Here is a 24,567-nt window from a genome sequence, read left to right on the forward strand (position 1 = left end):
GGCCAAGGCTATGGATGAAGCGTCTCGCCCTTGTTCAGCATGTCGACGAATTGAGCGATCTTTTTTGCGCGCGTTTCGGCCTTTTTCACGTTCTGGATCCTGAACAGAATCGCGTACCGGTTCTGGCCGTTTAGCGTGGCGAAGAATCGCTTGGCCTTCGGGTTGGCGTCGAGCGCCTGCTGCAGATCATCGGGCACCGTGGATGCACTGGGAGACGAATAGGCAGCCTCCCAGCGTCCGTCTTGCTTGGCAAGATCGATGGCGCGAAGGCCAGCGGGGCGCATCCTTCCAGCGGCAATCAACGTTTCGGCCTTGGCGGTGTTGATCTTCGACCAGATGCTTTTGGCGGTTCGGGGTGTGAACCGCTGCAGCCAGTAGTGCTCGTTTTCTGCCTGCTTTTGCCCGTCGATCCATCCGTAGCACAGGGCGCTCTCAACGGCCTCTGCATACGACACGGTGGCGTCTTTGGCCGATCGTTTTGCGATGCGGAGCCAGACGCCGGCCGCCGTCTCGCCGTTGGCTTCGAGCCAGGCCTCCCAGGCTTGCTGGCTGGGGAACGTCAGTGTTGGATTGTGCATTGCGCTAGATTACCCGCCGTCGAATTCGTAGACCCGCTTACTCGCGCGTGAAACGGAGTACGCCTCTTCCCGTCGGATGCCCGGACATCAGAGGATTCGGCATCCATGCCGTGCGGACCTCGAGTGTGTCTCCGTCCAGCGTGTAGAACCGCTCCTGCTCCGTGCCGGTCCAGGCTTCATTCCAGGACGCGTCGACCTTCGTGATGAAGCGGTCCCCCTCGACGCGATACCGCCCCGTATAGGCCATCACCGTACGGAACAGCGCCAACAGTTTTTCGTCCGTATTGCCGGGCTCCCGCGCCTTTGCGGTCAGAAGCACCATCATGCGGCCATCAACGCCAAAGACCAGTGAACCCTTGGGATCCGGGCCCCAGGGCTGCGAGCGCTCCTTTGTGTCTTGAAGCTCGGTCTCGAAAGAGACCAACCGCCAACTGCCGTGCAGCTTTGTGTGGTGTTCAGGCATATCGTGTCCTGTCGTCGTCCGTTGAACAGCTTGCCCCGGGGTTGACTCGGCTTTGCCAGCGTCAGGATTTGCATATTAGTACCCGCGCCATCCGAACGTGCCGCACACGCCGCGCCGGACATCGGCGATCGACCATCGGGGGGAGGGGCGCGCCATCCTTTAGAATCGCGGACTTTGCCCGTACTCCCATGTGGTTCAAAAACCTTCAGCTTCATCGTCTGCCGGCGCCTTGGGCCGTGACCCCCGACCAGCTTGAAAAGTGGCTGGCACCCCACGCGTTTCAACCGGGCAACAGCGTAGAGAAACAGACCTCCGGCTGGGCTTCGCCGCGCGAAGACGGCGCGCTCGTCTATTCGAACAACGGGCAGATGCTGCTGGTGTTCCGCGCCGAAAAGAAGCTGCTGCCGGCGTCCGTCATCAACCAGGTGACGAAGGCCCGGGCGCTGGAGCTGGAGGAACAGCAGGGTTTCAAGCCCGGCCGCAAGCAGCTGCGCGAACTCAAGGAGCAGGTGACCGACGAACTCCTGCCGCGCGCCTTCAGTATTCGCCGCGATACGCGGGTGTGGATCGATACGGCAAACGGCTGGCTCGTGATCGATGCGGCTTCGCAGGCGGTGGCCGACGACGTGCGCGGCCTGCTCGTGAAGTCGATCGACCAGTTGCCGCTCACCAATGTGCACGTCGCGCATTCGCCGGTGGCCGCCATGACGGAGTGGCTGCTATCCGGCGAAGCGCCCGGCGGCTTTACCGTCGACCAGGACGCCGAGTTGCGCTCGACGGGCGAGGGCGGCGCCACGGTGCGATACGTGGGCCACGCGCTCGAAGCAGAAGACATGCGCCGTCACATCGAGGCGGGCAAGCAGTGCATGCGCCTGGCCATGACGTGGGACGACCGGGTCTCGTTCGTGCTGACGCCGTCGCTCCTCATCAAGCGTGTGACGCCGCTCGACGTGATCAAGGAAGCCGAAGACCCCACCGCGCAGAACGACGACGAGCGCTTCGACTCCGATGTCGCGCTCATGACCGGCGAACTGGCGCGGATGCTGAGCGACCTCGTCGACAGCCTGGGCGGCGATCAGCTCGACGCCATGCAACAGGCCAAGGCGGCCTGAGTTTCGTCAGCCGGCTGGCGGTTGTCCGGTGAACACCGCCAGTTGCGCCTCAAAAGCGCGCCGATAAGCGGGCCTGGCTTCGCCGCGTGCGACATAGGCGGCGAGGCTCGGGAATTCGTCGAGAAGCCCCGACGACCTCAGCCGGAGCAGCACGGACACCATCAGCAAGTCCCCCGCGCTGAATGCGCCATCGAGCCAATCCGCATTGCCCAGGCGTGCAGAAAGTTGATCGAGCCGGCTGCGGATGCGGTCCATGATCAACGGCAGGCGTTCGGGGGTCCAGGGTTTGTCGCCTTCCTGGAGTTTGGCAGTGGCGAGTTCGAGAATCGGCGGTTCGATGGTGTTGAGCGCCGCAAACATCCACGTGATTGCCCGCGCCCTGGCATGACTGTCGAGCGGTAGCAGGCCCGCATGCCGCTCGGCGATATGGAAGACGATGGCGCCTGTTTCGAACAGGGCCAGGTCGCCTTCCTCGTAGGTGGGAATCTGGCCGAACGGATGCAGGCGCAGATGCGCGGGGCCTTTCATCGCCTGGAACGAAACCAGCCGCACGTCGTAGGGCTGGCCCGCCTCTTCCAGGGCCCAGCGAACGCGTGTGTCGCGCGCCAGTCCTTTGCCGCCGTCGGGCGAGCGTTCAAAGGCAGTAATGGTGGGGATCATGCATGCGCTCCGGTGCGTGCCTGGCGCCGCCCGCGAAAGCCGTGGCAGCCGTGGCCCCTGCGTTGGTTTGGAGTCCGGGGTGCGCGGGCAGTAACGCTGCCGCCGCTGCCACAGGCAGTCAGGAACACCTTGCCGCGGTGCGCACCAAGAAGGCGCATGGTAGCGCGATCACCCCCTAGGGAGGGGGCTGCAGCGCCCGATGCACAGCGGCTTTCCCACGTAAAATCCGGAACGCGCGCTGCCATGCCCGGCGCCCAGTTTTGATATCCGGATGTACGTCGATCTCCTGACTCTTTATCTCCTTGCCGTCGGAATTCTGCTTGCCAGCGCGGGAATGCTGTTCTGGGAGCATCGGACCAACCCCCGGCGCAGCAAGGCGTTGCGCCTTCTGGCCGCCGGGTTTACGACGCTCGCGTTCGGCTGTACGGCAGTGCTGTTCCGCCACGCGCTGCCGGGTGCGACGGGCGCTGCACTCTGCAACCTCATCATGCTGTGCGGCTATTTGCTGGTGCTGTCCGGCGTTGCGGCGCTGAGCGGGCGGCAGCACCGCGGCGCCGCTGCGGGCGTGCTGATCGGCATGGCCCTGGTCTGGGTGGTATGGGGCGCGCAGTGGCAAGACGTGCTCTGGAACCACGTCAGCGCCATTCCGATCGCGTTGGTCAGCGCGATGACGGCCCGCGAAATGTGGCGATGCGACGCGATGAAACCGCTGCGCCCGCGCCAGCTCGTCGTGGCGGTGACGGCCCTGCATGCGGTGCTCTACCTCGCACGTGCGCTTGCGCTGCCGTGGCTCGTCTCGGCCTATGGGCCGGCCATGCAGGCGCTGGCCAGCAAGTTGACGATGATCGAAGGCGTCCTGTACGCGATGGTCTTGCCGATGACGCTGCTGAAGCTCATTCGCGACGAGGCGCACGGCCAGCTTCTGACCGAATCCCAGACGGACTATCTGACCCGCCTTGGCAATCGCCGCTGGTTCTTCGAGCAGGGCGCGCGGCTGATCGAAGGCGTTGGCAGCCGCCCGGTCGCCGCGCTCGTGTTCGACCTCGACCGTTTCAAGGCCATCAACGATCGCTACGGCCATCAGGCCGGCGATACCGTGCTCAAGGTGTTTGCCGAGATCGCGCAACGCGTGCTCGGCCCCGACGTGATGCTTGCGCGCATCGGCGGTGAGGAATTCGCTGCGCTGCTGTCCGGCGACGATGCGCGCCACGCCAGGGCGCGGGGCGAGGCCGTGGCCCGGTGCTTTGCCGAGGCGGTTCAACGCCGCAGCGACGGCGCCGGAATCCTGGCGACGGTCAGCATCGGCATGGCGCAGTTTGACGCGGCCATGCCGTCGCTCGCGGATGCCCTGGCGGCGGCAGACAAGGCGCTGTATCGCGCCAAATCGCTGGGCGGCAATCGGCTTGAGGTCGCGCAGGCGGCGGGCCAGGTTGACGAGGCCGTGTTGTCGTAACGTTGAGCGTTGCTCAGTCCGCCCGCCCGGCGCGCAGGTCGCTCTTGCGGATGAGCTGCAAGAGCGTCTCCGCAGGTTTGCTCAGGCGCCGTGCCGACAACGTGATGAATTCGATGGCCGGCAGCGGCGGTAAAACGTCGCCGTTGACCGGCGGCACAAGCCCGCCGCCCGCCAGGTTCTGCGCACGGACGGTAATCCCCAACCCGCCGCGCGCCGCGGCAATACATCCGGAATGACTGCTGCTGGTGCAGACGATGCGCCACAGCCAGCCCGCTGCGGCCAGCGTGTCCAGCACGATCGAGCGCGTCACGCTCGGCTCGTTGACGAGGATCAGCGGCAGCGGCTGACTCACGTCGACCACGGTGCCGGGCCGGGCCAGCCATTCGAGCTGCCCGCGGAACAGCGGCACACCGCGTCGCCCGCCTTCGCGGCGCTTGCCGACAATCAGGTCGAGCGAGCCGTCTTCGATACCCTCGTACAGCTTGCTGGTCATGCCCATCGTGATCTCGAGTTCGACATCCGGATGCGTCGCCCGAAACGCAGCCAGCAGATTGGGCAGCGGCCCCTGCGCGAGGTCTTCCGACGAACCGAGCCGGACACGCCCCTGCAATCGGGGCGCGCTGAACTGCAGCTCGGCGCGCGCCAGGGATTCGAGGATCAGCTTCGCGTGGACGAGCAGCGCCTCGCCGTCGGGCGTGAGCGACACCGAATGGGTGTCGCGCACAAACAATCGCCGGTTCACGCTGTGTTCCAGCCGGCGGATGTGATCGCTGACCGACGATTGAGACAGGTCGAGCTGCCGCCCGGCCTCCGTAAAGCTATGGGCCGCGGCCACGGTGGCGAAGGTTTGGATCCAGACGGGATTGAGCATGCGGGCATTGTCATCGGAGATTCCGATAACAGTCAACGTCTCTAGAGGGGTTCCCGATTGGCTTGCCATCGGTAGCATTGCGTGTGGATGTCCGGCGCCTTCCGGACAGGCATTCCAGGATTCACATGCAGACCGCCCCCACTCCCGCCGCCCCACAGAGCGCTTCGCAAAACGCCATGCTGTGGATCGTCTTCGCCGGCTTTTTCATGCAGGCGCTGGACACAACCATCGTCAATACCGCGTTGCCGTCGATGGCGCGCAGCCTCGGCGAAAAGCCGCTCGACCTGAAATCGGTGGTGGTGGCTTACACGCTCACCATGGCGATGCTGACGCCGGCATCAGGATGGCTGGCGGACAAGTTCGGCACGCGGCGCGTGTATTTCACCGCGATCCTGATTTTTGTTCTCGGCTCGGTGTTCTGCGCGACGGCCCATACGCTGCCCCAACTGGTGATCGCACGCGTGCTGCAGGGCGTTGGCGGCTCCATGCTGTTGCCGATCGGCCGGCTGGCCGTGTTGCGCAATATTCCGGGCGAGCAGTACATCGCCGCATTGGCCTTCGTGTCGGTGGCGGGGCAGGTGGGCCCGCTCCTGGGGCCGGCCCTGGGCGGCTGGCTTGTGCAGGATGTCTCGTGGCACTGGATTTTCCTGATCAACGTGCCGGTGGGTTTCGTAGGGTTGTTCGCGGTACGGCGCTATCTGCCGCACGACGCCGTGCGCGCCGTGGCGCCATTCGACTGGCTTGGCTGCGGGCTGCTGTCGCTGTGCATGGTGACGTTCTCGCTGGCGCTCGAAAACGGCGCGCAGAGCCCGTGGAGCGCGGTGCTGATCGCGGTGAGCGTGATTAGCGCGCTGCTCTATATTCCGCACGCGAAGCGGCGTGCGGCGCCGCTGTTCCGGCTTGCGCTGTTTCGCGAACCGAACTTCAGCGTCGGGCTCGTCGGCAACCTGTTCTGCCGGATTGGTTCGGGCGCCGTGCCGTTCCTGCTGCCGCTGCTGTTCCAGTTGCAGCTTGGCTATTCGCCGCTCCATTCGGGGTTGCTGCTATTGCCGATTGCCATTGCCGGCATGCTCGCCAAGCGCTGGGTCGTTCCCTTGGTGAACCGTTTCGGATATGACGTGTTCCTGCAGGTCAACACGTGGGTGGTGGGCATCTCGATTGCCTCGTTTGCAGCCATGTCGCCGGGCTGGCCGCTGGCGCTGTCGATCGTGCAACTGTCGGTGTTCGGCTGGGCGAATTCGATGCAGTTCGCGGCCATGAACAGCATCACGCTCAAAGGCTTGTCGCATCAGGACGCCGGCAGCGGCAACAGCTTGTTTTCGATGGTGCAGATGCTTGCCATCGGCCTGGGCGTATCGATTGGGGGCGGGCTTGTCAGCCTGTTCTCGGTCAAGCTTGGCGTGGCAGCGCCGGCGTATCGGCTGGCCTTCTTCACCATGGGCGTGGTGACTGCGTTTTCTGCGCTGATTTTCCGCAAGCTCGATGCCAAGTCCAAGCCGGCGGGTGCCAAGAATGTCGAGGCCGAGGCTGTGCAGGCGCGCTGACCCTGCACGCTTCACGCTGATGCCAATCAATTGTTGAGAGCAGAAGGGCGGACGACTTATCCGCGCATGCGCAAGAGGTCGGCGTAAGAGACCAATTTGCGCTTTCCTGGTCCCAGCGTCTTGCGCTTTGGCGCGGAGCGGGCGGGCTTGTTGCGCTCGAATTTGGCGGCCGCACGTGCATCTTCCTTGGCATGCACGCTCGCGGATTTGCTTTCCGCCTTGATGCGTTCCGCTTCCAGCCGCGCAGCAACGCGCTCTTCGCGGGCGATTTCCTGGGCGGCCGAGAGGATTTCCGCCTTGAGCAGATCACGTCGCTGTTTGGCGGCGACACGGGCAGCCTGCAGTTGTTCTTTGCGTTGCCGGAGCCAATCTTTTCGGTTCACCGGCGCGGGCCGTGCCTCCGCGGGCACGCTGAGCCGCAAGGCGCGGCTGACGGCGACTTTCTCGGCGTGGACCTGGCGGCGCGGATCGTGTTTCGCATCACTCATGGTGCGTGACGCTCCCTGGCGGCACCGCTGTGCCGCCGTGCACCAGCAGGGGATGGCGGGTCATGGCGTTCATTTCGACAACCGTACCATAGGGCTTCATGTCACGCAGGGGTGATGCTTAGCCGATCAACCTTCCCGACGCTGGCCCGGCTGGGGCGAGAATGCCCCGTCATGGCGCTATTGCCGTGCGGTATCCCGCATCCGTCAAGCTGCGCCAAACCGTCGAGCCGCGAGCGTTCGATGCCCCGGGGCTCACGTCGGGCGGGCAATGTTTTTCCTCTGCCGGCAATACCGCATGTGCGTCAATACGCAACCAAATTGCATCGCCGTTAGCGCAAAATAGCGGTTTGGGCGTTTTTGCGCCCCCTTGCACTCATGGAGACGGTATGAACAACGTTGTCGAATCGGCCATTTCGATCGAGAAGCGCCCGAACCCTGTTCCGGCGGAAGAACGCGCGCGCCTGCTGGAAAACCCCGCTTTCGGCCGCGTATTCACGGATCACATGGCCACCATCCGTTACACCGAGGGCAAGGGCTGGCACGACGCCAAAATCGGCGCGCATGGCCCGATCCAGTGCGATCCGTCCACGCTGGTGCTGCACTACGCGCAGGAAATTTTCGAAGGCATGAAGGCCTATCGCCTGCCGGACGGCGGCGGTGCGCTGTTCCGCCCGGAAGCCAATGCGCGCCGGTTCCAGAACTCGGCCAAGCGCCTGGCGATGCCCGCGCTGCCGGAAGATCTCTTCCTGCAGGCCGTGCGCGAGCTGGTCAAGCTTGACCGCGACTGGATTCCGTCGGGCCAGGGCTCGGCGCTGTACCTGCGCCCGTTCATGATCGCTACCGAAGTCGTCCTGGGCGTGAAGCCTTCGGCCGAATACCTGTTCTGCGTGATCGCGTGCCCGGTGGGCGCGTACTTCAAGGGCGATGCGTCGTCGGGCGTCACCATCTGGGTGTCGGACAACTACACGCGCGCGGCGCCCGGCGGCACGGGCGATGCCAAGTGCGGCGGCAACTACGCTGCCAGCCTGGTCGCCCAGGCCGAAGCCACACGCGAGGGCTGCGACCAGGTCGTCTTCCTCGACGCGGTGGAGCGCAAGTGGATTGAAGAGCTGGGCGGCATGAACGTGTTCTTCGTCTTCGACGATGGCTCGCTGCAGACGCCGCCGCTCACCGGCACGATCCTGCCGGGCATCACGCGCGATTCGCTGATCACGCTGGCGCGCGGTATGGGCCTGACCGTGCGCGAAGAGCCTTACTCCATCGACCAATGGCAGGCCGACGCGCAAAGCGGCCGCCTGCGCGAAGCCTTTGCCTGCGGCACCGCAGCGGTCGTCACGCCCATCGGCAAGGTCAAGGGCCACAAGCACAACTTCACCATCGGCGATGGCAAGGCTGGCGAGTTGACGACCAAGCTCAAGGCGGCGCTGGTGGACTTGCAGAACGGCCGCGCACCGGACCCGCACGGCTGGCTCGACCGCCTGTTCTGAGCCGCGGATGGCTGAATCGCTTTCCGCACCGTCCGTTGACGGGACCGAAGCCTGGATCACCACGCCCGATGGCCGGCTTTATGCCCGGCAATGGGGCGGCCCGGTCGACGATGCCGCCAAACCGCCCATCGTGCTGCTGCACGATTCGCTCGGCTGCGTCGCGCTGTGGCGTGATTTTCCGCAGCGTCTGGCGCAGTCGACCGGGCATGCAGTCATCGCCTATGACCGGCTCGGCTTTGGCCAATCCGACGCATATCCGGGGCAGTTGGATCCGGGCTTCATTCAGCAGGAAGCGTACGGCGGCTTTGCCGCGCTGACGGACCAGCTTGGCGTGGACCGCTTCATCGCTTTCGGCCACAGCGTCGGCGGCGGCATGGCGGTGTCGATTGCCGCAGCGTATCCGGGCCGCTGCGCGGGCTTGATCACCGAATCGGCCCAGGCCTTTGTGGAAGAGCAAACGCGCCAAGGCATCCGTATCGCCCAGGCGCAGTTTGCAGAGCCCGGCCAGATGGGCCGGCTTGAGCGGTACCACGGCAGCAAGGCGCAATGGGTGCTGGATGCGTGGGTGAACACGTGGCTGTCTCCGGCATTTGCGCAGTGGTGCCTGGACGATGCGCTGCTTGCCGTGCGCAGCCCGGTGCTGGCGCTGCACGGCACCGAAGACGAATACGGCTCCACCGCGCAGCCGGAGCGCATCGTCACGCTGGCGGGCGCGCCCGCCACGCTCAAGCTCGTGCAGCGTTGCGGGCATGTGCCGCATCGGGAGCAGGAAGCGGCGGTGCTCGCCGCGGTCAATGCCTTCCTGAGCGCCTCCGCCTGATCCTGGGCGTTGGCCAGATGGCCGAAGTGCGCCGCATCGGCATTCGCAACCCAGCCTCCTTTCAGCTGCGTCGCACCAAAATCGAACGACCGTTTTTAAATCGTTCGTTTCAATCGCCTGCTTTTTTCCCGCCTTCAGAGGGCTGCCCGGCGGCCCTTTTGTTTGGAGTTTCGCGCCTAGTTTCCGGCGTTGGTCTCTTCTCCTGCTGCGCCTATAACGCAGATGTCGGGCACGACCCCGGCGGCGCACGCATGTGCGTACACAAGCCAAGCCACCCAGCGGGGCAAAACAGGAGGAAGACACATGGCAACACCCGGCATGGTCGCGTCCGTGGAATGGACCGACGGCAAGCGCTATCTCTGGATGCTCGGCGCGCTGACCATCACGCTGCCCATCGTCGCGGCCGTCTCGGCGCTCGCGACCGGTTGGCATCCGCTCTGGTGGGCGGGGCCGTTCATCGTGTTCACGATCATCCCGCTGCTCGATTTCCTGATCGGCGACGACCGCGACAACCCGCCCGAAGACGTCGTCCCCGCGCTGGAAAAACAACGTTATTACCGCCGCATCGTCTACCTCGCGACCACCGTGCTCTACGTGAGCTTTGCGGTGGCGATGTGGGTGCTGCGCACGTATGACTTGGTGTGGTACGACTACATTGCGTTCGCGTTTTCGGTGGGCGTGGTGACGGGCATCTCGATCAATACCGCCCATGAGCTTGGCCACAAGACCGACGGCTTCGAGCGCTGGCTGGCCAAGATCACGCTTGCGCCCGTGGCGTATGGGCACTTCTTCGTCGAGCACAACCGCGGCCACCACGTGCGCGTGGCGACGCCCGCCGACCCGGCAAGCGCGCGCTATGGCGAGTCGTTCTGGGAATTTCTGCCGCGTACGGTGGTGGGCAGCGTCAAATCGGCATGGGCACTGGAGAAGCGTCGGCTGGAGCAGCACGGCCACTCGGTGTGGTCCTGGCGTAACGATGTCCTCAACGCCTGGGCGATGACGGTGGTGCTGTGGGGCGTGTGCATCGCGTTTGTCGGGCCCAAGGCGGTGCCGTTCCTGATCATCCAGGCCATCTACGGCGCATCGCTGCTGGAGGTGGTGAACTACCTGGAGCACTACGGCCTGTGCCGCCAGCAATTGCCCAGCGGCCGCTACGAGCGATGCACGCCGCAGCATTCGTGGAACAGCAACCACGTGGTGACGAACCTGTTCCTGTATCAACTTCAGCGGCATGCCGATCACCACGCCAACCCGACGCGGTCATTCCAGGCGCTGCGGCACTTCGAGCATTCGCCGCAACTGCCAGCCGGCTATGCCGCGATGATCCTGATCGCCTATGTGCCGCCGCTGTGGTTCCGGGTGATGAACCCGCGCGTGGTGGCGCACTACAACGGCAACATGTCGCTGGCGAACATCAAGCCGTCGATCCGCGACAAGGTGCTCGCGCAGTATCCCGCGCGCGCTTGATTGCCCAACCGGCCTGAGGTGTGCCGCGGCTGGCGAGCCGTCGCCAGCCGATGCGACGGCGTTGGCGCAGAATGTCGAAGCGAAGACTGCCCACGCCTGCCATGAACGCCATCACGCCCGCCGCCTTGCTTGAACCCGCCCCCGTCAGCCTGCGCTCCAGCGAGGGACTCGGCTGGGACGGCTTTGCTGCCACGCTGCTCAGCGTCCGTCCCGGGACATACCGGGTGCCCGCCATGGCGCATCACCGGATCAGCGTGCATGTCGGCCCACCCGTGCGGGCGAATTGCGTATGCGATGGCCGCCGCACTTCGCGCATCCAGGCGCATGGCGATGCGGACGTCATTCCCGCCGGCGTGCCCGGCATGTGGACAGACGACGCCGACTGTCGGTTTCTGCGCATCGCCCTCAGCGACACGTTTGTACGCAGCATCGGCGAACAGGTTGGCGTGCGGGCCGACATCACGCCACGTCTGCACTGGCGCGATGCGCGCGTGCATCATCTTGCCGCTGCGCTCGGGGCCGAGCTGGAGGCGGAAGACACCTCCAACGCGTTGTATGCAGAAAGCCTGTGCACGGCTTTGGTCGTTCGTCTGCTGAGCAGCAGCCGGGACGTGGCTGGCGGGATGGCCCACAGCGCCGGCACGTTGGCGCCCCGCGTGGCCACGCGCGTGATCGACTACATCGAAGCCCATCTGCATGCGCGCCTGACGCTGACCGAACTGGCTGCGCAAGCCGGCTTGAGCGTGCCGCATTTCAACGCGCTGTTTCGTGCAACGCTGGGCGTGCCGGCGCATCGCTACGTCGTGCAGCGCCGGGTGGAGCGCGCGAAAGCACTGCTGCTGGAAGGCCACCGCAGTGCGTCGCAAATCGCGCTTGAAGTCGGCTTTGCGCACCAGAGCCACCTGACGCAGTGGATGCAGCGGCTGCTCGGCGTGACGCCACGTGAGGTCATCCGAGCCGGCAAGGCGTCGGCTGCAGCGGCCGACACGCCCGCCGCGTAGTCCATCCACCGAATCTGCCAAATTCCTCCGTTCCTGCAAGTCGGGTTTGCGGTGGCGCCCTAAGCTCGTGCCTCCCACTTGAGAGGAGCACGAACATGTTTGTCATCTTTGGGGCATCGGGCAAGGTTGGGCACGCGACCGCCGTTGCGCTGCGTAATGCAGGGCAGCCTGTGCGGGCGGTCGTGCGCCGCGCGCGGCAAGGCGAGGCGCTGGCCAAGATCGGCTGCGAAATGGCGACTGCCGATCTGACGGATCCCGCCTCGGTTGCTTCGGCCATCAAGGGTGCCGCGGCCGTGCAGATGCTGTGTCCTGTGCCGGTGGGCGACATCGATCCGGCCTCGACCATGGAACGCATGATCGACGTGGCCGCCCATGCGCTGCGTGCCGACCCGCCGCCCGCGGTGCTGGCCTTGTCGGATTACGGTGCGGAGCTGGACGAGGGCACGGGTCTGACGCGGCTGTTTCATCTGCTGGAAGCGCGGCTCAAGCCGCTGGCGACGCACCTGACGCTACTGCGTTCAGCCGAGCACATGCAGAACTGGGCGGCGATGCTGCCCGTCATGCTCGCAACCGGGCGGCTGCCAAGCCTGCATCAACCGCTTGATCGCGCCTTCGCGACCGTCGCCACGCAGGACGTCGGTGCGCTGGCGGCCGAGTTGTTGCTGGAGGCGCCATCGACAAAGACGCCCCGTATCGTCAGCGTGGAAGGCCCGCGCCGCGTCAGCCTGATCGATGTGGCACGCGCGTTCAGCCCCGCCGTCGGCCGCGACATTGTTGCCGAAGCCGTGCCTCGCACCGCGTGGGCGCCGATGCTGCAACGCGCCGGTCTGAGCCCGAACCATGTGCAGCTCATCACCGAGTTATACGACGCGGTGAATGTCGGACAGATCGATGTCGAGAAAGGTGTTTCAGAGCAGCGCTTCGGCAAGACCGAGTTGCCCGACGCGTGTGCCTCGATGCTCGCCGCGCATGTGAAATCGCGGTAGCGGGTCGGGAGCCCACGCCTGCAAATGCGAATGCCTCTTATGCGGATTTTTATCTGCGGCCCCCGGTTATTCCGCACAGTACGCGTCCGCCCCACTATGATCTCGGGATTGCTCGGGGGAGGTCATCATGGTGGGTGCACACGTCGCGCGCGCGATTGGAACAGCGGTTGTGTTGTCGGCATGTGCGCTGCCGGCGCACGCGGTGTTGCCCGACGAGATTCAGGTCTACACCGGGGACATCAACGCGCCGGGCGAGTTGGGGCTGGAGCTGCATGTCAATACCACGCCCAGCGGCATCGGCGCGCCCGGCTATCCGGGTGAAGTCACGACACCGCACGGCTGGCGCGCCACGGCCGAATTCTCCTATGGCCTGACGCCTTCGCTGGAGCTTGGGCTTTACGTGCCGACCACGCTCACGCGCGAGAACACGTTCTACGTGACAGGCCCGAAGGTGCGGATGAAATGGATGCCCGTGCGGCCCGTTGACGGCGTGGGCAACTTTGCAGGCATCAACGTCGAACTCGCCCACGTGGCCGGCCGCTTTGAGGCATCGCAAAACGCGGCAGAACTGCGACCGATCTATGGGTATCAGAACGACCGCTGGCTTTGGGCGGTCAACCCGGTGCTCGATTGGAACCTTTCGGGGGACGGCCGCAGCGGTGTGCCGGAGGCCGCGCCCAGTTTCAAGATTGCGCGTACGGTTGCGGCAGGCGTGCGCGCCGGCACGGAGTATTACGCCGGGCTGGGCCCCATCAACCACATCGCGCCATTGCATGAACAGCAGCACACGGTGTTTCTGGCCTTCGATGTGGATCGCAAGCCTTTCGTCTTCAACTTTGGCATCGGCCGCGGCCTGACACGCGCCTCAGACCGCTGGACGCTGAAGTGGATTTTCGAGATTCCGCTGAGCTGATCGCTGGCCGCTGAGCCGCCCACCGCCTATGCTTGGCAGCATTGCTCAAGCCGACGCCGTGTGCGGGCGAGGAGGCTGCCGTAATGATTGCTCTGCGCTGTCTTGTTGTGGCCCTGCTGCTGGCGGCGCCCGCCGCCCACGCAGACGACGACCTCCAGAACCGCGGTCACGACCCGTTCTTCCAGATTTCCTCCGGTGTTGCCGACTGCCCTGAGCCTGCCGGCCCGCGCATCAGCGAAGCCGAGTGGAAACGCGATTCGCACCATCGCATCGAGCACGGCAACCATTGCTGGGTCGAAGGCCGCTGCCGCTTGCCCAACGCGTTTTCTTACGACGACGAGATTGCCGAGACGGCCAAGCGGCGCCTGCAATGGATGTCCATCCACGTGCCGGGATGGAAGCAGAACACCACGCTATGGGTGACGATATGGCAGCGCTGGATGCTCGTGCAGGGCTGCGTGGCGCCGGGCTACACGTTGGCGCCGTTCATGACCGCGCTGCGCGAGGTGCCCGATGTGGAACGCTTCATCGACGAGACAACGGCACATCCGGAGCGCGGTGTGCCGTATGCGTTGTTTCGCCGCGGCGCAGTGGTGCCGGGCAGCGCAAAAACGCCCGCATCACCGCTTAAACCGTAGGCGGATCGCCCAGTTCTTTAGGCGAACCACCCCAGCGCCAATGCCGCCACCGCAGGCACCGTCTGCACGAAGAGAATCCGTTTGTTGACCGTGATGGCCCCCCAGATGCCGGCCACCGCCACGCAGATCAACCCGAACAGCGCAAACGCAGCGTTGATGGTCGGGTCCGGCGCGACCAGCCCAATGACCAGCGCCGCCACCAGAAAACCGTTGTACAAACCTTGGTTGGACGCCATGGCCGCAGTCTCAGCGGCTTTCTCGGGCGTGATGCGGAAGACCTTGGGGCCGCGCGTCTTCCACAGCACCATCTCGAGTACGACGATGTAGACGTGGATCAGCAGCACGAGCAGATAGACGAGCAGGGCGAGGGTTTTGATCATGGCGGTCATCAAAAGTGAACGTGCCGCCATGATAGAGATTTTGTGCCGCGTGCCTGCACCCGGATGGTGGGGTATCAGCGCGGCAACGGCGCGCAATCCCCTTTGCCCGCGAGGCGTCGGCTGCAAATTTCATCGTCCGGGACTATCCTGTGCGCTTTCGTTCCAGGCAGAGGAGCCATCGCATGACAGCATCGCAAGGATCCATGATTTCGTTCAAGCGCCCGGATGGGCAGGAACTCCAGGGCTATCTGGCCAAGCCGGCCAAGGCGGAAGGTGCCCCGGGCATCGTCGTCATCCAGGAGTGGTGGGGCCTGAACGACCAGATTCGCGGCGTGGCCGACCGCCTCGCGCGCGCGGGCTACGTGGCCCTGGTGCCCGACCTCTATCGCGGCACCATGACGGTGGAAGAGGAAGAAGCGCACCACCTGATGACCAACCTCAACTTTGGCGACGCGGCCACGCAGGATGTGCGCGGCGCCGTGCAATACCTCAAGCAGACCTGCGCACGCGTCGGCGTGACGGGCTACTGCATGGGCGGCGCGCTGACGCTCCTGACGCTGAGCAACGTGCCGGAGGCGGATGCCGGCGTGGTGTGGTACGGCTATCCTCCGCTGGAATACATCGACGCCTCGAAGATCAAGGTGCCGGTGCAGGGCCACTGGGGCACGCAGGACACCGCCTTCAAGATCGAAGGCGTCGATGCGCTGGAAAAGAAGCTCGTCGATGCCGGCGTCGATGTCGATTTCCATCGTTATCTCGCGCATCACGCATTCGCCAATGAAACGGCCGTGGGCGAAAACCGCATCGCCATCACGCAATACGACCCGGTGTGGGCGCAACACGCCTGGGACCGCGCGCTGACGTTCTTCGGCCGCACGCTCTGGTAAGCCCACACAGGACGGCGGGTTTGGCGGTACGGCGCGATCACGAAATGCTGCAATTTCGCATGTGGGCTGCGCTGTTGCCGCCGCTATAATTCACGGCGCTGCCGCACCAACGGTAGCTGGGTTTCGCAGCCTATCTTTTCCCGTATGGCCGGACGGCCGCCTTGTGCGGCTTTTTCACGTCCGCGCTCGCGCACGCTTGTACTTTGGCGGGCCGGGCAGGGAGACCGAAAGGTCTGCCGGCGTCCTACGGGCCGGTCTGCGAACCCTGTCGTCGGGCCCGCCACCCTCGTTCGCAGCGAAACGTCGGGCCTTTTGCAATCCGTAGGAGGCTCCATGACTGTTGTATTCAGCGGGCGTCGCCCCGCGTCTTTTCCCTCTCCACCTTGGCTGTGCCCCGTTCCGTTGCGATTCGGGAGCCGCCAATGACACTCACCAAACGCCGCGTCTACCTTGATGGTGCGCTGGAAGCGCGAGCCTTCCTCTGCCGAACGCAGGCCTACGTGCTCGAGTTCGGGCAGCATCGGCCACGTCTCTTGCGGCAGCAACTGATGGAGTACACGGGCGGCGCATATCCGCCCGCATTTGCGCGCGGGTTTGTCGACATGATCGGCGCGTACCTGTCGTTGGCACTGGAGCGCAGCGATATCGATCCGGCCACGTGGGAATTGATGGCCGAGGTTGAGCGGCTACCTTAGAAGCCCAGCGGCAGCCCCGCAATCAGCCGCCCAGAATGCGCCGCGCCGCGCGATCCCCCCACCACGCCGCTTCTTCAAAAACCGAATAGCCGGACAGGTCCGCATGCGCGTAGTGGATCGGCCCGGCGCTTTCACGCAAGCGCGCAATGCCGGGTCGGGAGAGGAAGCCGGGTGTGGGAATCGCCATCGCATGGCCGCGTAGCGTCAGGTCGGCCCGGCGGATCTGCGTGCGCAGGCGGATGCCGTACACGGTATCCAGATCGGCCAGCGCGCGATCGAGCAGCGCTTGCGGCGATGCCTTCAGCAGCCATTCACGTGCCGCCTTTGGCGTCATGTCCGACAGCGCCACGTAGGCGGTGAAGACGCTCTGCGCGGGTGGCCCGACGCGAATGTCCTGGTGATTGGCCACCACATAACCCAACCCCGTACCGCGATACACCACGTTGTCCCACGCCAGCGGCGTGTCGTCGTGTTCGGGCGGGAAGCCGTCGATGAGCAGGTTGGCGAGCAGCCACGGCGCGGTTTCGGGCAACTCGGCGGCGGGCACGTCAAAGCCGTCGACGATGTGTTTGGCAACGTGCAGCGGCATTGCGCTGACCACGTGATCTGCCAGCAGCCGCACGACGCGGCCATCCGCTTGCAGCACATCGGCGAAGACGCGGGCGCCGGCCTCGGTTGTGGTGCCGATGCGCGCGATGCTGCCCGGCAGCAGGCGGCCGGGTTCATTCAGGCCGGCGGCTTCGAACAGCCGCTCCGCCATCCAGTCCAGGCCCTCTGGCCACGTGAGCACGGTGCCTTGTTCGGCATTGCTGGCCATGCCGCCTCGGCTGGCGAAATAGGCAATACCGGCCCAGGCGGAAACGTGATCGGCGGTGACGCCGTAATCGTCGCGGCAGCAGTAGTCGGCATACCAGTGCAGCGTGGCGGCGCGGTAGCCCTCGCGGTGCAGCCAGTCGCGGAAGGTGAGTGCGTCTAGCGCGCGCCACGCCGGGTCTGCGGATGAGAGCGCCGTCGGCACGGCAAAGACGCGGCGGCCGTCGGCGCCGGTGGTCTGGCGCAGCCGGTCGATGTGGGCGAAGAACCGTGTGTGCTCGGCGCGTTCCGCTTCGGTAATGCCTTCATGCGGCACAAAGCCGTCTTGCCAGCGATTGCCGAGCCACAGGCGTTCATCGGGCGCGTGAACGAGCACCCGTTCGTCGTATGTCGGGCGCAGGGCAAACGGGTCGCGCTCGATCACGCCAAAGTCGGCCAGCATCTCGCGCACGTGCGTCGATTCCATCGACGGCAGCGGCAGGTAATGCGCACCGGTCGGGAAGCGCTGCGTACCGAAGGCGCCGCCAGCGGCATTGCCATAGCGCTCCGGGCCTTCCACGACCACCGCGTCGCGCCGGCCGCTTTTTGCGAGTCGCCACGCACAGCTCAATCCGCCGATGCCGCTGCCGCAAATGGCAACGCCCACGCGCCGCGTTTCCGATGGTGCCGGCAGCGTGCGCAGATCGCGCAGCCGGTGGCCCGCAGCCTGGCCGGGCATGCGCACGTTGGGCGTGATTTCGGTAAAGGCGCGAAAGCCTGCCCACGAAGCGGCACCCGCCGCAGCCACACCGGCCGCAGCTGCGCCCACAAGAAAGCTGCGTCGCGTTGCCATCAGCGCAGCACGCCGTGCCAGTCTTCTTCGAAATACCGCACCAGCGATTGGTTGTTCAGCCGGTTCGGTTCTACCCGCGGGCGCGGCATGTCGGGCGCGAAGCTGAACATCTGGTGCGTGGTGTCGGCGTCCAGGAAGCGCGTCGGCACGCGGTACGACATGGGCGGTTTGAAATCCGCGCGGCCCGGTGCGGCCAGGATGAAGCCCCATTCGCCAAACGACGGCACCAGCGCGTGATAGGGCCACGTGCGATAGCCGGCTTCCTTCAGCGTCGCATCCACACACCAGTACGAACGGGGCGCGAAATAGGGCGACGTCGCTTGAATGACGACCAGGCCCGTATCCGCCACATGGCGCGACAGCAGCCGATAGAACGGCACCGAATACAGCTTGCCGATGCTGAAGTTGGACGGGTCCGGAAAATCGACGATGGCCACGTCGAACATGTCGGTGGCCGTCTGCATCCATTGCGCCGCATCGGCGTTGACCACCGTCACACGCGGGTCGCTGAACGCATGCTGATTGAGCGCGACCAGTGCCTCGGCGTGCGAGAACAGGTTCGTCATGCGCGGGTCCAGGTCGACCAGCGTCACGTGCTCGATTTGCGGGTACTTCAGGATCTGCCGCAGCGCGAGGCCGTCGCCGCCGCCCAGCACCAGCACGCGCCGCGCACCGCGCACGGATTCCAATGCGGGCAGCACCAGCGCTTCGTGATAGCGGTATTCGTCGCGCGAGGAAAACTGCAGGTTGCCGTTGATGTACAGGCGCACGTCGTCTTTCCAGCGCGTCACCACCAGCCGTTGATACGGCGAGGAAATCGCGTGGATGATCTCGTCGCCAAAGAGCGCGCGTTCCGACCAATGCGTGAGTTTGTCCGATGCGCCAAAGCCCGCAAGCAATGCCGCTGCCACTGCGCCGGCGCGCCACGCCATCGCCGTGCGCATGCGCGCCGTGAGCGCCAGCTCGGCGCGAAAGTGCCACAGCGTCCAGACCGCTATCGCCGTATTGAACAGCCCGAAGAGGAAGCCGGTACGCACCAGCCCCAGGCGCGGCGCCAGCACCAGCGGAAACAGCAGCGACACCGCCAGCGCACCGAGGTAGTCGAATGTCAGCACGCGGCTGACGAGATCGGAAAACTTGGCCTGCCGGCGATGCAGCATGCGCATCACCAGCGGGATCTCCATGCCGACCAGCACGCCGATCACCGTGACCAGCGCGTACAGCACCAGCCGGAACGGCGCCGATTCCAGCGCAAACAACGCAAACAGCGCCGCCGCAGACACGCCGCCAAACAGGCCGACCAGCAATTCCAGATCGACAAAGCGGGCGAGCAGCGCGTCGTCGGCCACGTAGCGCGAGAGCCATGAGCCGATGCCCATGGCAAACAGATAGGCGCCGATGATGGAGGAGAACTGCAGGATGGAATCGCCCAGCAGATACGAAGCCAATGCCCCGGCAATCAATTCGTACGCCAGCCCGCACGAGGCCACCACGAAGACGGCGAGGACCAGCAGGGCATTGCCGCGGCCGGCTGGCTGCGTGGGTTCGTATGTGGCGTCAGGCTGCGGCGTCGACATGCTGCGAAGGTGAAAAATGAACGGGCGTTAACAAACGGCGGATGCGAAGGCGAGCGCGATTGTGCCGCCTTTTTTCCCGGCCTGCGAGCCGACTGGTGCAGGGCCGCATCGGGGGGTACGCAAGCGGCGCATCAGCCGCTATAGTGGCGCCACCTATGTACTGCACGGCCATCCCATGCCTGACATGACCGCTTCCGTGATCGCCTATGCCTCGCACCTGCTGGCGGGCGCCGTGGTGTTTTCCGGCTTCTTCTTCGTCTACCTGCGCCTGACGCCGTATGACGAGTTCAAGCTGATCCGCGAAGGCAATATCGCGGCGGCGCTGTCGCTGGCCGGGGCGCTGCTCGGCTTCGTGCTGACCATCGCGTCGAGCATCACGCATGCCGATGGCCTGGTGCCGTTCCTGTTCTGGGCGGTGATGGCGTCGGTGGTGCAGCTGATCGTCTTCCTGGTGCTCACGCGGCTGATGCCGGACTACCGGCTGCAGATCGAGCACAACAACATCGCCGCCGGTATGCTGTTTGGCGTGAGTGCGCTGGCCGTTGGCGTGATCAACGCGGCGTGCCTGTCGTGACCTTGTCCTGATTGTTCCTGCCCCGCGAATCATCGCGAAGGAGTTTGCTGTGAGCCTGTCCAGTTTCATCAAGAAGCAGTTCATCGACATCCTGCAATGGACGGAAAGCGAAGACGGCGTGCTCGCCTGGCGCTATCCGATGCAGGACATGGAAATCCAGAACGGCGGCACCCTGGTCGTGCGCGACTCGCAGATGGCGATGTTCGTCAACGAAGGCCAGATCGCTGATGTGTTCAGCGCGGGCACCTTCAAGCTGACCACGCAGACGCTGCCCGTTCTCACGTATCTGAAGAACTGGGACAAGCTGTTCGAGTCCCCCTTCAAGTCCGACGTCTACTACTTCAGCACGCGCCAGCAACTCGGCCGCCGCTGGGGCACGCCGCAGCCCGTGACGGTGCGCGACAAGGACTTCGGCATGATCCGCCTGCGCGCGTTTGGCGTGTACGCCTACCACGTGGCCGACCCGAAGTTGTTCTATCAGCAGGTGAGCGGCACGCGCGACATCTACACCGTGGATGAAGTCGAAGCGCAACTTGCCCCCGTCATCATGGGTGCGATGGCCACGGCGTTTGGCGAATCCGGTGTGCCGTTCCTGGACCTGGCCGCCAACCAGATGCTGATGTCGAACAAGGTGCGCGAGGCGCTGCTGCCGCAGTTCACGCAGTACGGCCTGGCGCTCGACAGCTTCCAGGTGTCCAGCGTCACGCTGCCGGACGAACTGCAGGCCGCGCTGGACCGCCGCATCAGCATGGACATGACCGGCGACATGCAGCGCTTCACGCAATACCAGACGGCCGAATCGCTGCCGTTGGCCGCACGCAACGAAGGCGGCATCGCCGGTACCGGCGCGGGTTTGGCGGCCGGGCTGGCAATGGGCCAGGCGATGGCCGACAGCCTGCGCACGGCGGTGCAGGGCAACGCCAGCGGTGCGGCGGCTCAACCTGCTGCTGCCGCCGCACCCGCGGCTCCTGCAGCGGACGACCCCACCGCGCGCCTGGCCAAGCTGAAGGAACTGCTGGACAAGGGCCTCATCACGCAAGCCGACTTTGACGCCGGCAAGGCTGCTGTGCTCAAGGCGCTGACCGGAGGCTGAGCCTCGGCCTCGCTGATCGGATGACCGGGCGGCACCGCTAGCCGCCCGTTTTTCTGCGCCATCTTTTGCGCAATCGAACGACCTGACCATGTTTCATGCCAACTGCCCGGCGTGTGGCGCGCCGGTGGAACTGAAGTCTGCCGCGGCCGTCATGGCGGTGTGCAGCTTCTGCAAAAGCACGCTCCTGCGCGACGGCGAGACGCTTTCCGACATCGGCAAGATGTCTGCCGTGCTCGAGGACTACGCACGCGTGCAGATCGGCACCACCGGGCGCTACAAGAACAAGGCGTTCACCGTCGTGGGCCGCATCCAGTTGCGCTACGACGCGGGTTTCTGGAACGAGTGGTACGTGCTGTTTGACGACGGCACCGACGGCTGGCTGGCCGAAGCGTCCGGGCAGGTCACGATGACGTTCGCGCGCGGCACGCCCGCCAATGCGGTCGCCTTCGAGGCGCTGCGCCCGGGGCAGCTGTACGACGCCGAGGGCAAGCAGTACGTGCTGTCCGATGTGCGTGAAGCCGATTGCACCGGGGGCCAGGGCGAATTGCCGTTCCGCGTGGGCGAAGGCTGGCATGCACGCGTGGCCGATGGCCGCAGAGAAGACGCTTTCATCACGCTGGACTACTCCGACGGTACGGCGCCAACGCTTTACGTGGGCGAAGCCACCACGCTCGACCTGCTCAAGTGCCAGCTTCTGCGCACCGACGCCGAGATCAAGGAAACCGCTGGCCGCGTCCCGGGCAAGCTCACGAATCTCGATTGCCCGCAGTGCGGCACGTCGATCCCGTTCAGCCCCGGCGTGACCGGCCATGTGCTGTGCCCCGGCTGCGGCGCGGCCATCGATGCAGCGACGCCGCGCGGCGACATCATTGCGCGCGCACGGTCGGTCCCGCAGGTCGCCACCACGCTCGAGCTGGGCGACAAGGCGCTCATCGACGGCCTGCAGTGGCAGGTGATCGGCGTGATGCGTCGCACGGTGGTCGACGGTGGCGGCGAATGGTTCGAATATCTGCTGTACACGCCCAAGCGCGGTTTCAGCTGGATGGTCGAAACCGATGACGGCTGGTTCCGCGCCAACGTGCTCGACCGCTGGCCCACCCAGCGCGACGGCCGCACCGCGGTGCTCGACGGCAAGGTCTACGCCCGCGATGAGGATTACACCTCGCGCGTGACGTATGCCGCTGGCGCCTTCAACTGGCGTGTCCAATCGGGCGACCAGACGCGCGTAGTCGAATACACGGCCGGCGAGGAAAGCCTCGCGGCGGAGAGCGACGCGCATGAGCTGACGTGGTCCAAGAGCACGCCGGTCAGCGCCGCGCAGATCAAGGCGTGGTTCGGCAAGGTGGTCGCCGAGCCCGTCAAGGCATCGTCGTCGAACTACATGACGGTGGCGGTGGTCGCCTGCGTGCTGCTCGGTCTGCTGAACCTCGTGCCGTTTTTCATGGCGCCGGGCTCGGTGTTCGGGATCACGTTCTTCGCGGCGCTGCTGTTGCTGGTGCCGGCGTGGCTGGTCGCCAAGATTGGGGGCGGGGAATGAAGAACTGGTTCGTTCTCTATGCCGTGGCCGTGGTGATCGGCGCGACGTATATGGACTGGAAGGCCGGCTTTGCCGCGCCGCGCACGCCGTCGTACGGCAGCAGTAGCACGGGCGGGTCGTCCTATTGGGGCGGTTCTTCGGGCGGTAGCGGCTATGGCGGCGGTTTCAGCGGGGGCCACAAGTGACGCGTACCGACGCAGCGCTGTCTGCGGATGAAGCCTCCGCCGCCGTGGGCGAGCATCTTCTGCTCGATCTTTATGGCGTGGCGCCCGCGCTGCTGCGCGATGCGGCGGCGCTGGAAACCGCGCTGCGCGATGCGGCCGATGCGCTCGGGGCGACCATCCTGCATGCGCACCTGCATCGTTTCGATTCCGTGCGCACTGGTTTGCCCGTTGGCGAGCAGGGCGGCGTGACCGGCGTGTTGCTGCTCGCGGAGTCGCACCTTTCGATTCACACCTGGCCCGAGCACGGCTTTGCCGCCATCGACGCATTCATGTGCGGCACCGGCACGACGCATGCCGCGCGCGCCGTGTTCGAGCGCGCGTTGACGCCGCAACGTGTTGATGTGCGTATCGCCCAGCGCGGAACAGCGCCCGTGTCAAACTGAGTTACACCGGCTGGCCGTCGAATATCACGCGATTGCGCCCCAGCCGTTTGGCGGCCAGCAGGGCCGCATCGGCACGCATGATGAGGTCCGAGGGCGTGCACAGGTTCTTGCCCGCCTCGCAGCTTGCCAGGCCCACGCTGATGGTGCAGCGGATGTTGGCCGCTGGCGTGGCGATTTCCAGCGATTCCACTGCGCTGCGTAGCCGTTCCGCAATGCTGGTGGCCTGCAGTGTGGTCGTATCCGGCAGCACCACCAGGAATTCCTCGCCGCCGTAGCGGCCCACCGCGTCGACGGGGCGCGAATTCACGCGCAGGGCGCGGGCGATCTCAACCAAGACCGCATCGCCTGCGGGGTGGCCGTAGGTATCGTTCACGCGCTTGAAGTGGTCCACATCCACCACCAGCAAGGACAGCGGTTGCCCGTGCAGCATGGCGTGGCCGCATTCGCGCGTGAGCAGTTCCATCGCCGCGCGCCGGTTCCAGATGCTCAGCATCGGGTCGGTCAGGCTTTCGTGGCGTGCCACCTGCAGTTCCGTCAGGATGGAGCGCTGCGTTTCGCTCAGCTCGCGCTCGCGGAAACCCGATTCCACCCAGCTGGCCAGGTCATTGAGCAACTCCCGCTCGGCCTGTTCAAACGGCCGCGGCTTCTGGTCGATCACGCAGAGCGTACCGACGGCATAGCCCGCCAGATTCTTGACCGGCCGCCCGGCATAGAAGCGGATATGCGGCGCGCCGGTCACGAGCGGGTTGTCGGCAAAGCGCGGGTCGGCCTGGGTGTCGGGAATGACCAGCATCTGCTCTTCGGCCACGGCATGGCCGCAGAACGAGATGTCGCGCGGCGTCTCACGCACGCTCAGGCCGATGCACGATTTGAACCATTGACGCTGGGCGTCGATGAGCGACACGAGCACGATCGGGGCGTCGAACACGCGCTTGGTCGTGCGCGTGACGCGGTCGAACAACTCCTCGTCAGGTGTGGACAACAACAGCATGTCTTGCAGCGAGGCAAGACGTTCGGGTTCGTTCGGCGGGATGGGGGCGGGTTTCATGCGCAGGGAGCGCCGGCCGGACCGGCGCGCTTGAAACGGGCAA

Annotated in this window: 26 protein-coding genes; 17 read left to right on the forward strand and 9 right to left on the reverse strand. The window is 65.4% G+C overall.

Features of this window, described 5'->3' with window-relative positions; all coding sequences use genetic code 11:
• Positions 1 to 8: 8 nt before the first annotated feature.
• The gene (locus R2676_RS06155; protein WP_206273609.1) at positions 9 to 578 is read right to left on the reverse strand and encodes a YdeI/OmpD-associated family protein; all 570 of its coding nucleotides are present in this window, start codon (positions 576 to 578) and stop codon (positions 9 to 11) included.
• A 37-nt stretch (positions 579 to 615) separates the two neighbouring features.
• Positions 616 to 1,041 (reverse strand): lipocalin-like domain-containing protein, encoded by a 426-nt coding sequence (locus R2676_RS06160; RefSeq protein WP_206273608.1) that lies wholly within the window; start codon positions 1,039 to 1,041, stop codon positions 616 to 618.
• 188 nt (positions 1,042 to 1,229) lie between these two features.
• Between R2676_RS06160 and R2676_RS06165 the strand changes: the two genes are divergently transcribed.
• Positions 1,230 to 2,153 (forward strand): recombination-associated protein RdgC, encoded by a 924-nt coding sequence (locus tag R2676_RS06165; RefSeq protein WP_206273607.1) that lies wholly within the window; start codon positions 1,230 to 1,232, stop codon positions 2,151 to 2,153.
• Positions 2,154 to 2,159: 6 nt separating this feature from the next.
• Here R2676_RS06165 and R2676_RS06170 read toward each other — a convergent pair whose 3' ends face one another.
• The gene (locus tag R2676_RS06170) at positions 2,160 to 2,813 is read right to left on the reverse strand and encodes a glutathione S-transferase family protein (RefSeq protein WP_206273606.1); all 654 of its coding nucleotides are present in this window, start codon (positions 2,811 to 2,813) and stop codon (positions 2,160 to 2,162) included.
• Positions 2,814 to 3,084: 271 nt separating this feature from the next.
• On the opposite strand from R2676_RS06170, the gene R2676_RS06175 reads away from it, so the two are divergent.
• On the forward strand, positions 3,085 to 4,266 hold the full coding sequence (locus tag R2676_RS06175; RefSeq protein WP_206273605.1) for a GGDEF domain-containing protein: 1,182 nt from the start codon (positions 3,085 to 3,087) through the stop codon (positions 4,264 to 4,266).
• Positions 4,267 to 4,279: 13 nt separating this feature from the next.
• On the opposite strand, the gene R2676_RS06180 is transcribed toward R2676_RS06175, so the two are convergent.
• Positions 4,280 to 5,137: a LysR family transcriptional regulator gene (locus R2676_RS06180; protein WP_154205737.1), complete on the reverse strand. Its 858-nt coding sequence runs from the start codon at positions 5,135 to 5,137 to the stop codon at positions 4,280 to 4,282.
• Between the two features lie 83 nt (positions 5,138 to 5,220).
• Here R2676_RS06180 and mdtD point away from each other — a divergent pair, with 83 nt between their 5' ends.
• The gene (gene mdtD, locus R2676_RS06185) at positions 5,221 to 6,681 is read left to right on the forward strand and encodes a multidrug transporter subunit MdtD (RefSeq protein WP_316856786.1); all 1,461 of its coding nucleotides are present in this window, start codon (positions 5,221 to 5,223) and stop codon (positions 6,679 to 6,681) included.
• A 56-nt stretch (positions 6,682 to 6,737) separates the two neighbouring features.
• Here the strand turns inward: mdtD and R2676_RS06190 are convergent, their stop codons facing one another.
• Positions 6,738 to 7,169 carry a hypothetical protein gene (locus R2676_RS06190; RefSeq protein WP_206273604.1) on the reverse strand — a complete coding sequence of 144 codons (432 nt, stop codon included), beginning with the start codon at positions 7,167 to 7,169 and terminating at the stop codon, positions 6,738 to 6,740.
• A 386-nt stretch (positions 7,170 to 7,555) separates the two neighbouring features.
• Here R2676_RS06190 and R2676_RS06195 point away from each other — a divergent pair, with 386 nt between their 5' ends.
• From R2676_RS06195 to R2676_RS06225, 7 genes are all read left to right on the forward strand, one after another.
• Positions 7,556 to 8,656, forward strand: coding sequence for a branched-chain amino acid aminotransferase (locus R2676_RS06195; protein WP_206273603.1), 1,101 nt, complete (start codon positions 7,556 to 7,558; stop codon positions 8,654 to 8,656).
• Positions 8,657 to 8,663: 7 nt separating this feature from the next.
• Positions 8,664 to 9,476 (forward strand): alpha/beta fold hydrolase, encoded by an 813-nt coding sequence (locus tag R2676_RS06200; protein ID WP_206273602.1) that lies wholly within the window; start codon positions 8,664 to 8,666, stop codon positions 9,474 to 9,476.
• Positions 9,477 to 9,779: 303 nt separating this feature from the next.
• Complete coding sequence (locus R2676_RS06205; protein ID WP_206273601.1) at positions 9,780 to 10,943, forward strand: alkane 1-monooxygenase; 1,164 nt, start codon at positions 9,780 to 9,782, stop codon at positions 10,941 to 10,943.
• Positions 10,944 to 11,044: 101 nt separating this feature from the next.
• The gene (locus R2676_RS06210) at positions 11,045 to 11,944 is read left to right on the forward strand and encodes a helix-turn-helix domain-containing protein (protein ID WP_206273668.1); all 900 of its coding nucleotides are present in this window, start codon (positions 11,045 to 11,047) and stop codon (positions 11,942 to 11,944) included.
• A gap of 95 nt (positions 11,945 to 12,039) precedes the next feature.
• Positions 12,040 to 12,930 carry an NmrA family NAD(P)-binding protein gene (locus tag R2676_RS06215; protein ID WP_206273600.1) on the forward strand — a complete coding sequence of 297 codons (891 nt, stop codon included), beginning with the start codon at positions 12,040 to 12,042 and terminating at the stop codon, positions 12,928 to 12,930.
• Positions 12,931 to 13,057: 127 nt separating this feature from the next.
• Positions 13,058 to 13,843, forward strand: coding sequence for a hypothetical protein (locus R2676_RS06220; RefSeq protein ID WP_206273599.1), 786 nt, complete (start codon positions 13,058 to 13,060; stop codon positions 13,841 to 13,843).
• An 83-nt stretch (positions 13,844 to 13,926) separates the two neighbouring features.
• Entirely contained in the window at positions 13,927 to 14,481 is a 555-nt protein-coding gene (locus R2676_RS06225; protein WP_206273598.1) for a BON domain-containing protein, read from the forward strand.
• A 17-nt stretch (positions 14,482 to 14,498) separates the two neighbouring features.
• Here the strand turns inward: R2676_RS06225 and R2676_RS06230 are convergent, their stop codons facing one another.
• Positions 14,499 to 14,861, reverse strand: coding sequence for a DUF1304 domain-containing protein (locus tag R2676_RS06230; RefSeq protein WP_102079442.1), 363 nt, complete (start codon positions 14,859 to 14,861; stop codon positions 14,499 to 14,501).
• A 182-nt stretch (positions 14,862 to 15,043) separates the two neighbouring features.
• On the opposite strand from R2676_RS06230, the gene R2676_RS06235 reads away from it, so the two are divergent.
• The gene (locus R2676_RS06235) at positions 15,044 to 15,748 is read left to right on the forward strand and encodes a dienelactone hydrolase family protein (protein ID WP_206273597.1); all 705 of its coding nucleotides are present in this window, start codon (positions 15,044 to 15,046) and stop codon (positions 15,746 to 15,748) included.
• A 422-nt stretch (positions 15,749 to 16,170) separates the two neighbouring features.
• On the forward strand, positions 16,171 to 16,443 hold the full coding sequence (locus R2676_RS06240) for a hypothetical protein (RefSeq protein ID WP_206273596.1): 273 nt from the start codon (positions 16,171 to 16,173) through the stop codon (positions 16,441 to 16,443).
• 22 nt (positions 16,444 to 16,465) lie between these two features.
• Here the strand turns inward: R2676_RS06240 and R2676_RS06245 are convergent, their stop codons facing one another.
• Both R2676_RS06245 and R2676_RS06250 read right to left on the reverse strand, forming a co-directional pair.
• On the reverse strand, positions 16,466 to 18,088 hold the full coding sequence (locus R2676_RS06245; protein WP_206273595.1) for an NAD(P)-binding protein: 1,623 nt from the start codon (positions 18,086 to 18,088) through the stop codon (positions 16,466 to 16,468).
• Complete coding sequence (locus R2676_RS06250; RefSeq protein ID WP_316887232.1) at positions 18,088 to 19,665, reverse strand: polyamine aminopropyltransferase; 1,578 nt, start codon at positions 19,663 to 19,665, stop codon at positions 18,088 to 18,090. The genes R2676_RS06245 and R2676_RS06250 overlap by 1 nt, the downstream gene beginning before the upstream one ends.
• Before the next feature lie 175 nt (positions 19,666 to 19,840).
• Between R2676_RS06250 and R2676_RS06255 the strand changes: the two genes are divergently transcribed.
• The 5 genes from R2676_RS06255 to speD all read left to right on the forward strand — a co-directional run bounded on the left by R2676_RS06255 (position 19,841) and on the right by speD (position 23,476).
• Positions 19,841 to 20,239 (forward strand): DUF350 domain-containing protein, encoded by a 399-nt coding sequence (locus R2676_RS06255; protein ID WP_009240530.1) that lies wholly within the window; start codon positions 19,841 to 19,843, stop codon positions 20,237 to 20,239.
• Positions 20,240 to 20,288: 49 nt separating this feature from the next.
• Positions 20,289 to 21,332 (forward strand): SPFH domain-containing protein, encoded by a 1,044-nt coding sequence (locus R2676_RS06260; protein ID WP_206273593.1) that lies wholly within the window; start codon positions 20,289 to 20,291, stop codon positions 21,330 to 21,332.
• Positions 21,333 to 21,420: 88 nt separating this feature from the next.
• A complete protein-coding gene (locus R2676_RS06265; RefSeq protein WP_206273592.1) occupies positions 21,421 to 22,869 on the forward strand; it encodes a DUF4178 domain-containing protein in 1,449 nt (482 codons plus the stop codon).
• Positions 22,866 to 23,054 carry a hypothetical protein gene (locus tag R2676_RS06270; RefSeq protein ID WP_027679205.1) on the forward strand — a complete coding sequence of 63 codons (189 nt, stop codon included), beginning with the start codon at positions 22,866 to 22,868 and terminating at the stop codon, positions 23,052 to 23,054. Before R2676_RS06265 ends, R2676_RS06270 begins: the two co-directional genes overlap by 4 nt.
• Positions 23,051 to 23,476 (forward strand): adenosylmethionine decarboxylase, encoded by a 426-nt coding sequence (gene speD, locus R2676_RS06275; protein WP_206273591.1) that lies wholly within the window; start codon positions 23,051 to 23,053, stop codon positions 23,474 to 23,476. Before R2676_RS06270 ends, speD begins: the two co-directional genes overlap by 4 nt.
• A 1-nt stretch (position 23,477) precedes the next feature.
• Here the strand turns inward: speD and R2676_RS06280 are convergent, their stop codons facing one another.
• Positions 23,478 to 24,524, reverse strand: coding sequence for a sensor domain-containing diguanylate cyclase (locus R2676_RS06280; protein WP_206273590.1), 1,047 nt, complete (start codon positions 24,522 to 24,524; stop codon positions 23,478 to 23,480).
• Positions 24,525 to 24,567: the final 43 nt, after the last annotated feature.

Origin of the sequence: Ralstonia flatus, assembly GCF_958439105.1 — a bacterium.
GTDB classification, from domain to species: domain Bacteria; phylum Pseudomonadota; class Gammaproteobacteria; order Burkholderiales; family Burkholderiaceae; genus Ralstonia; species Ralstonia flatus.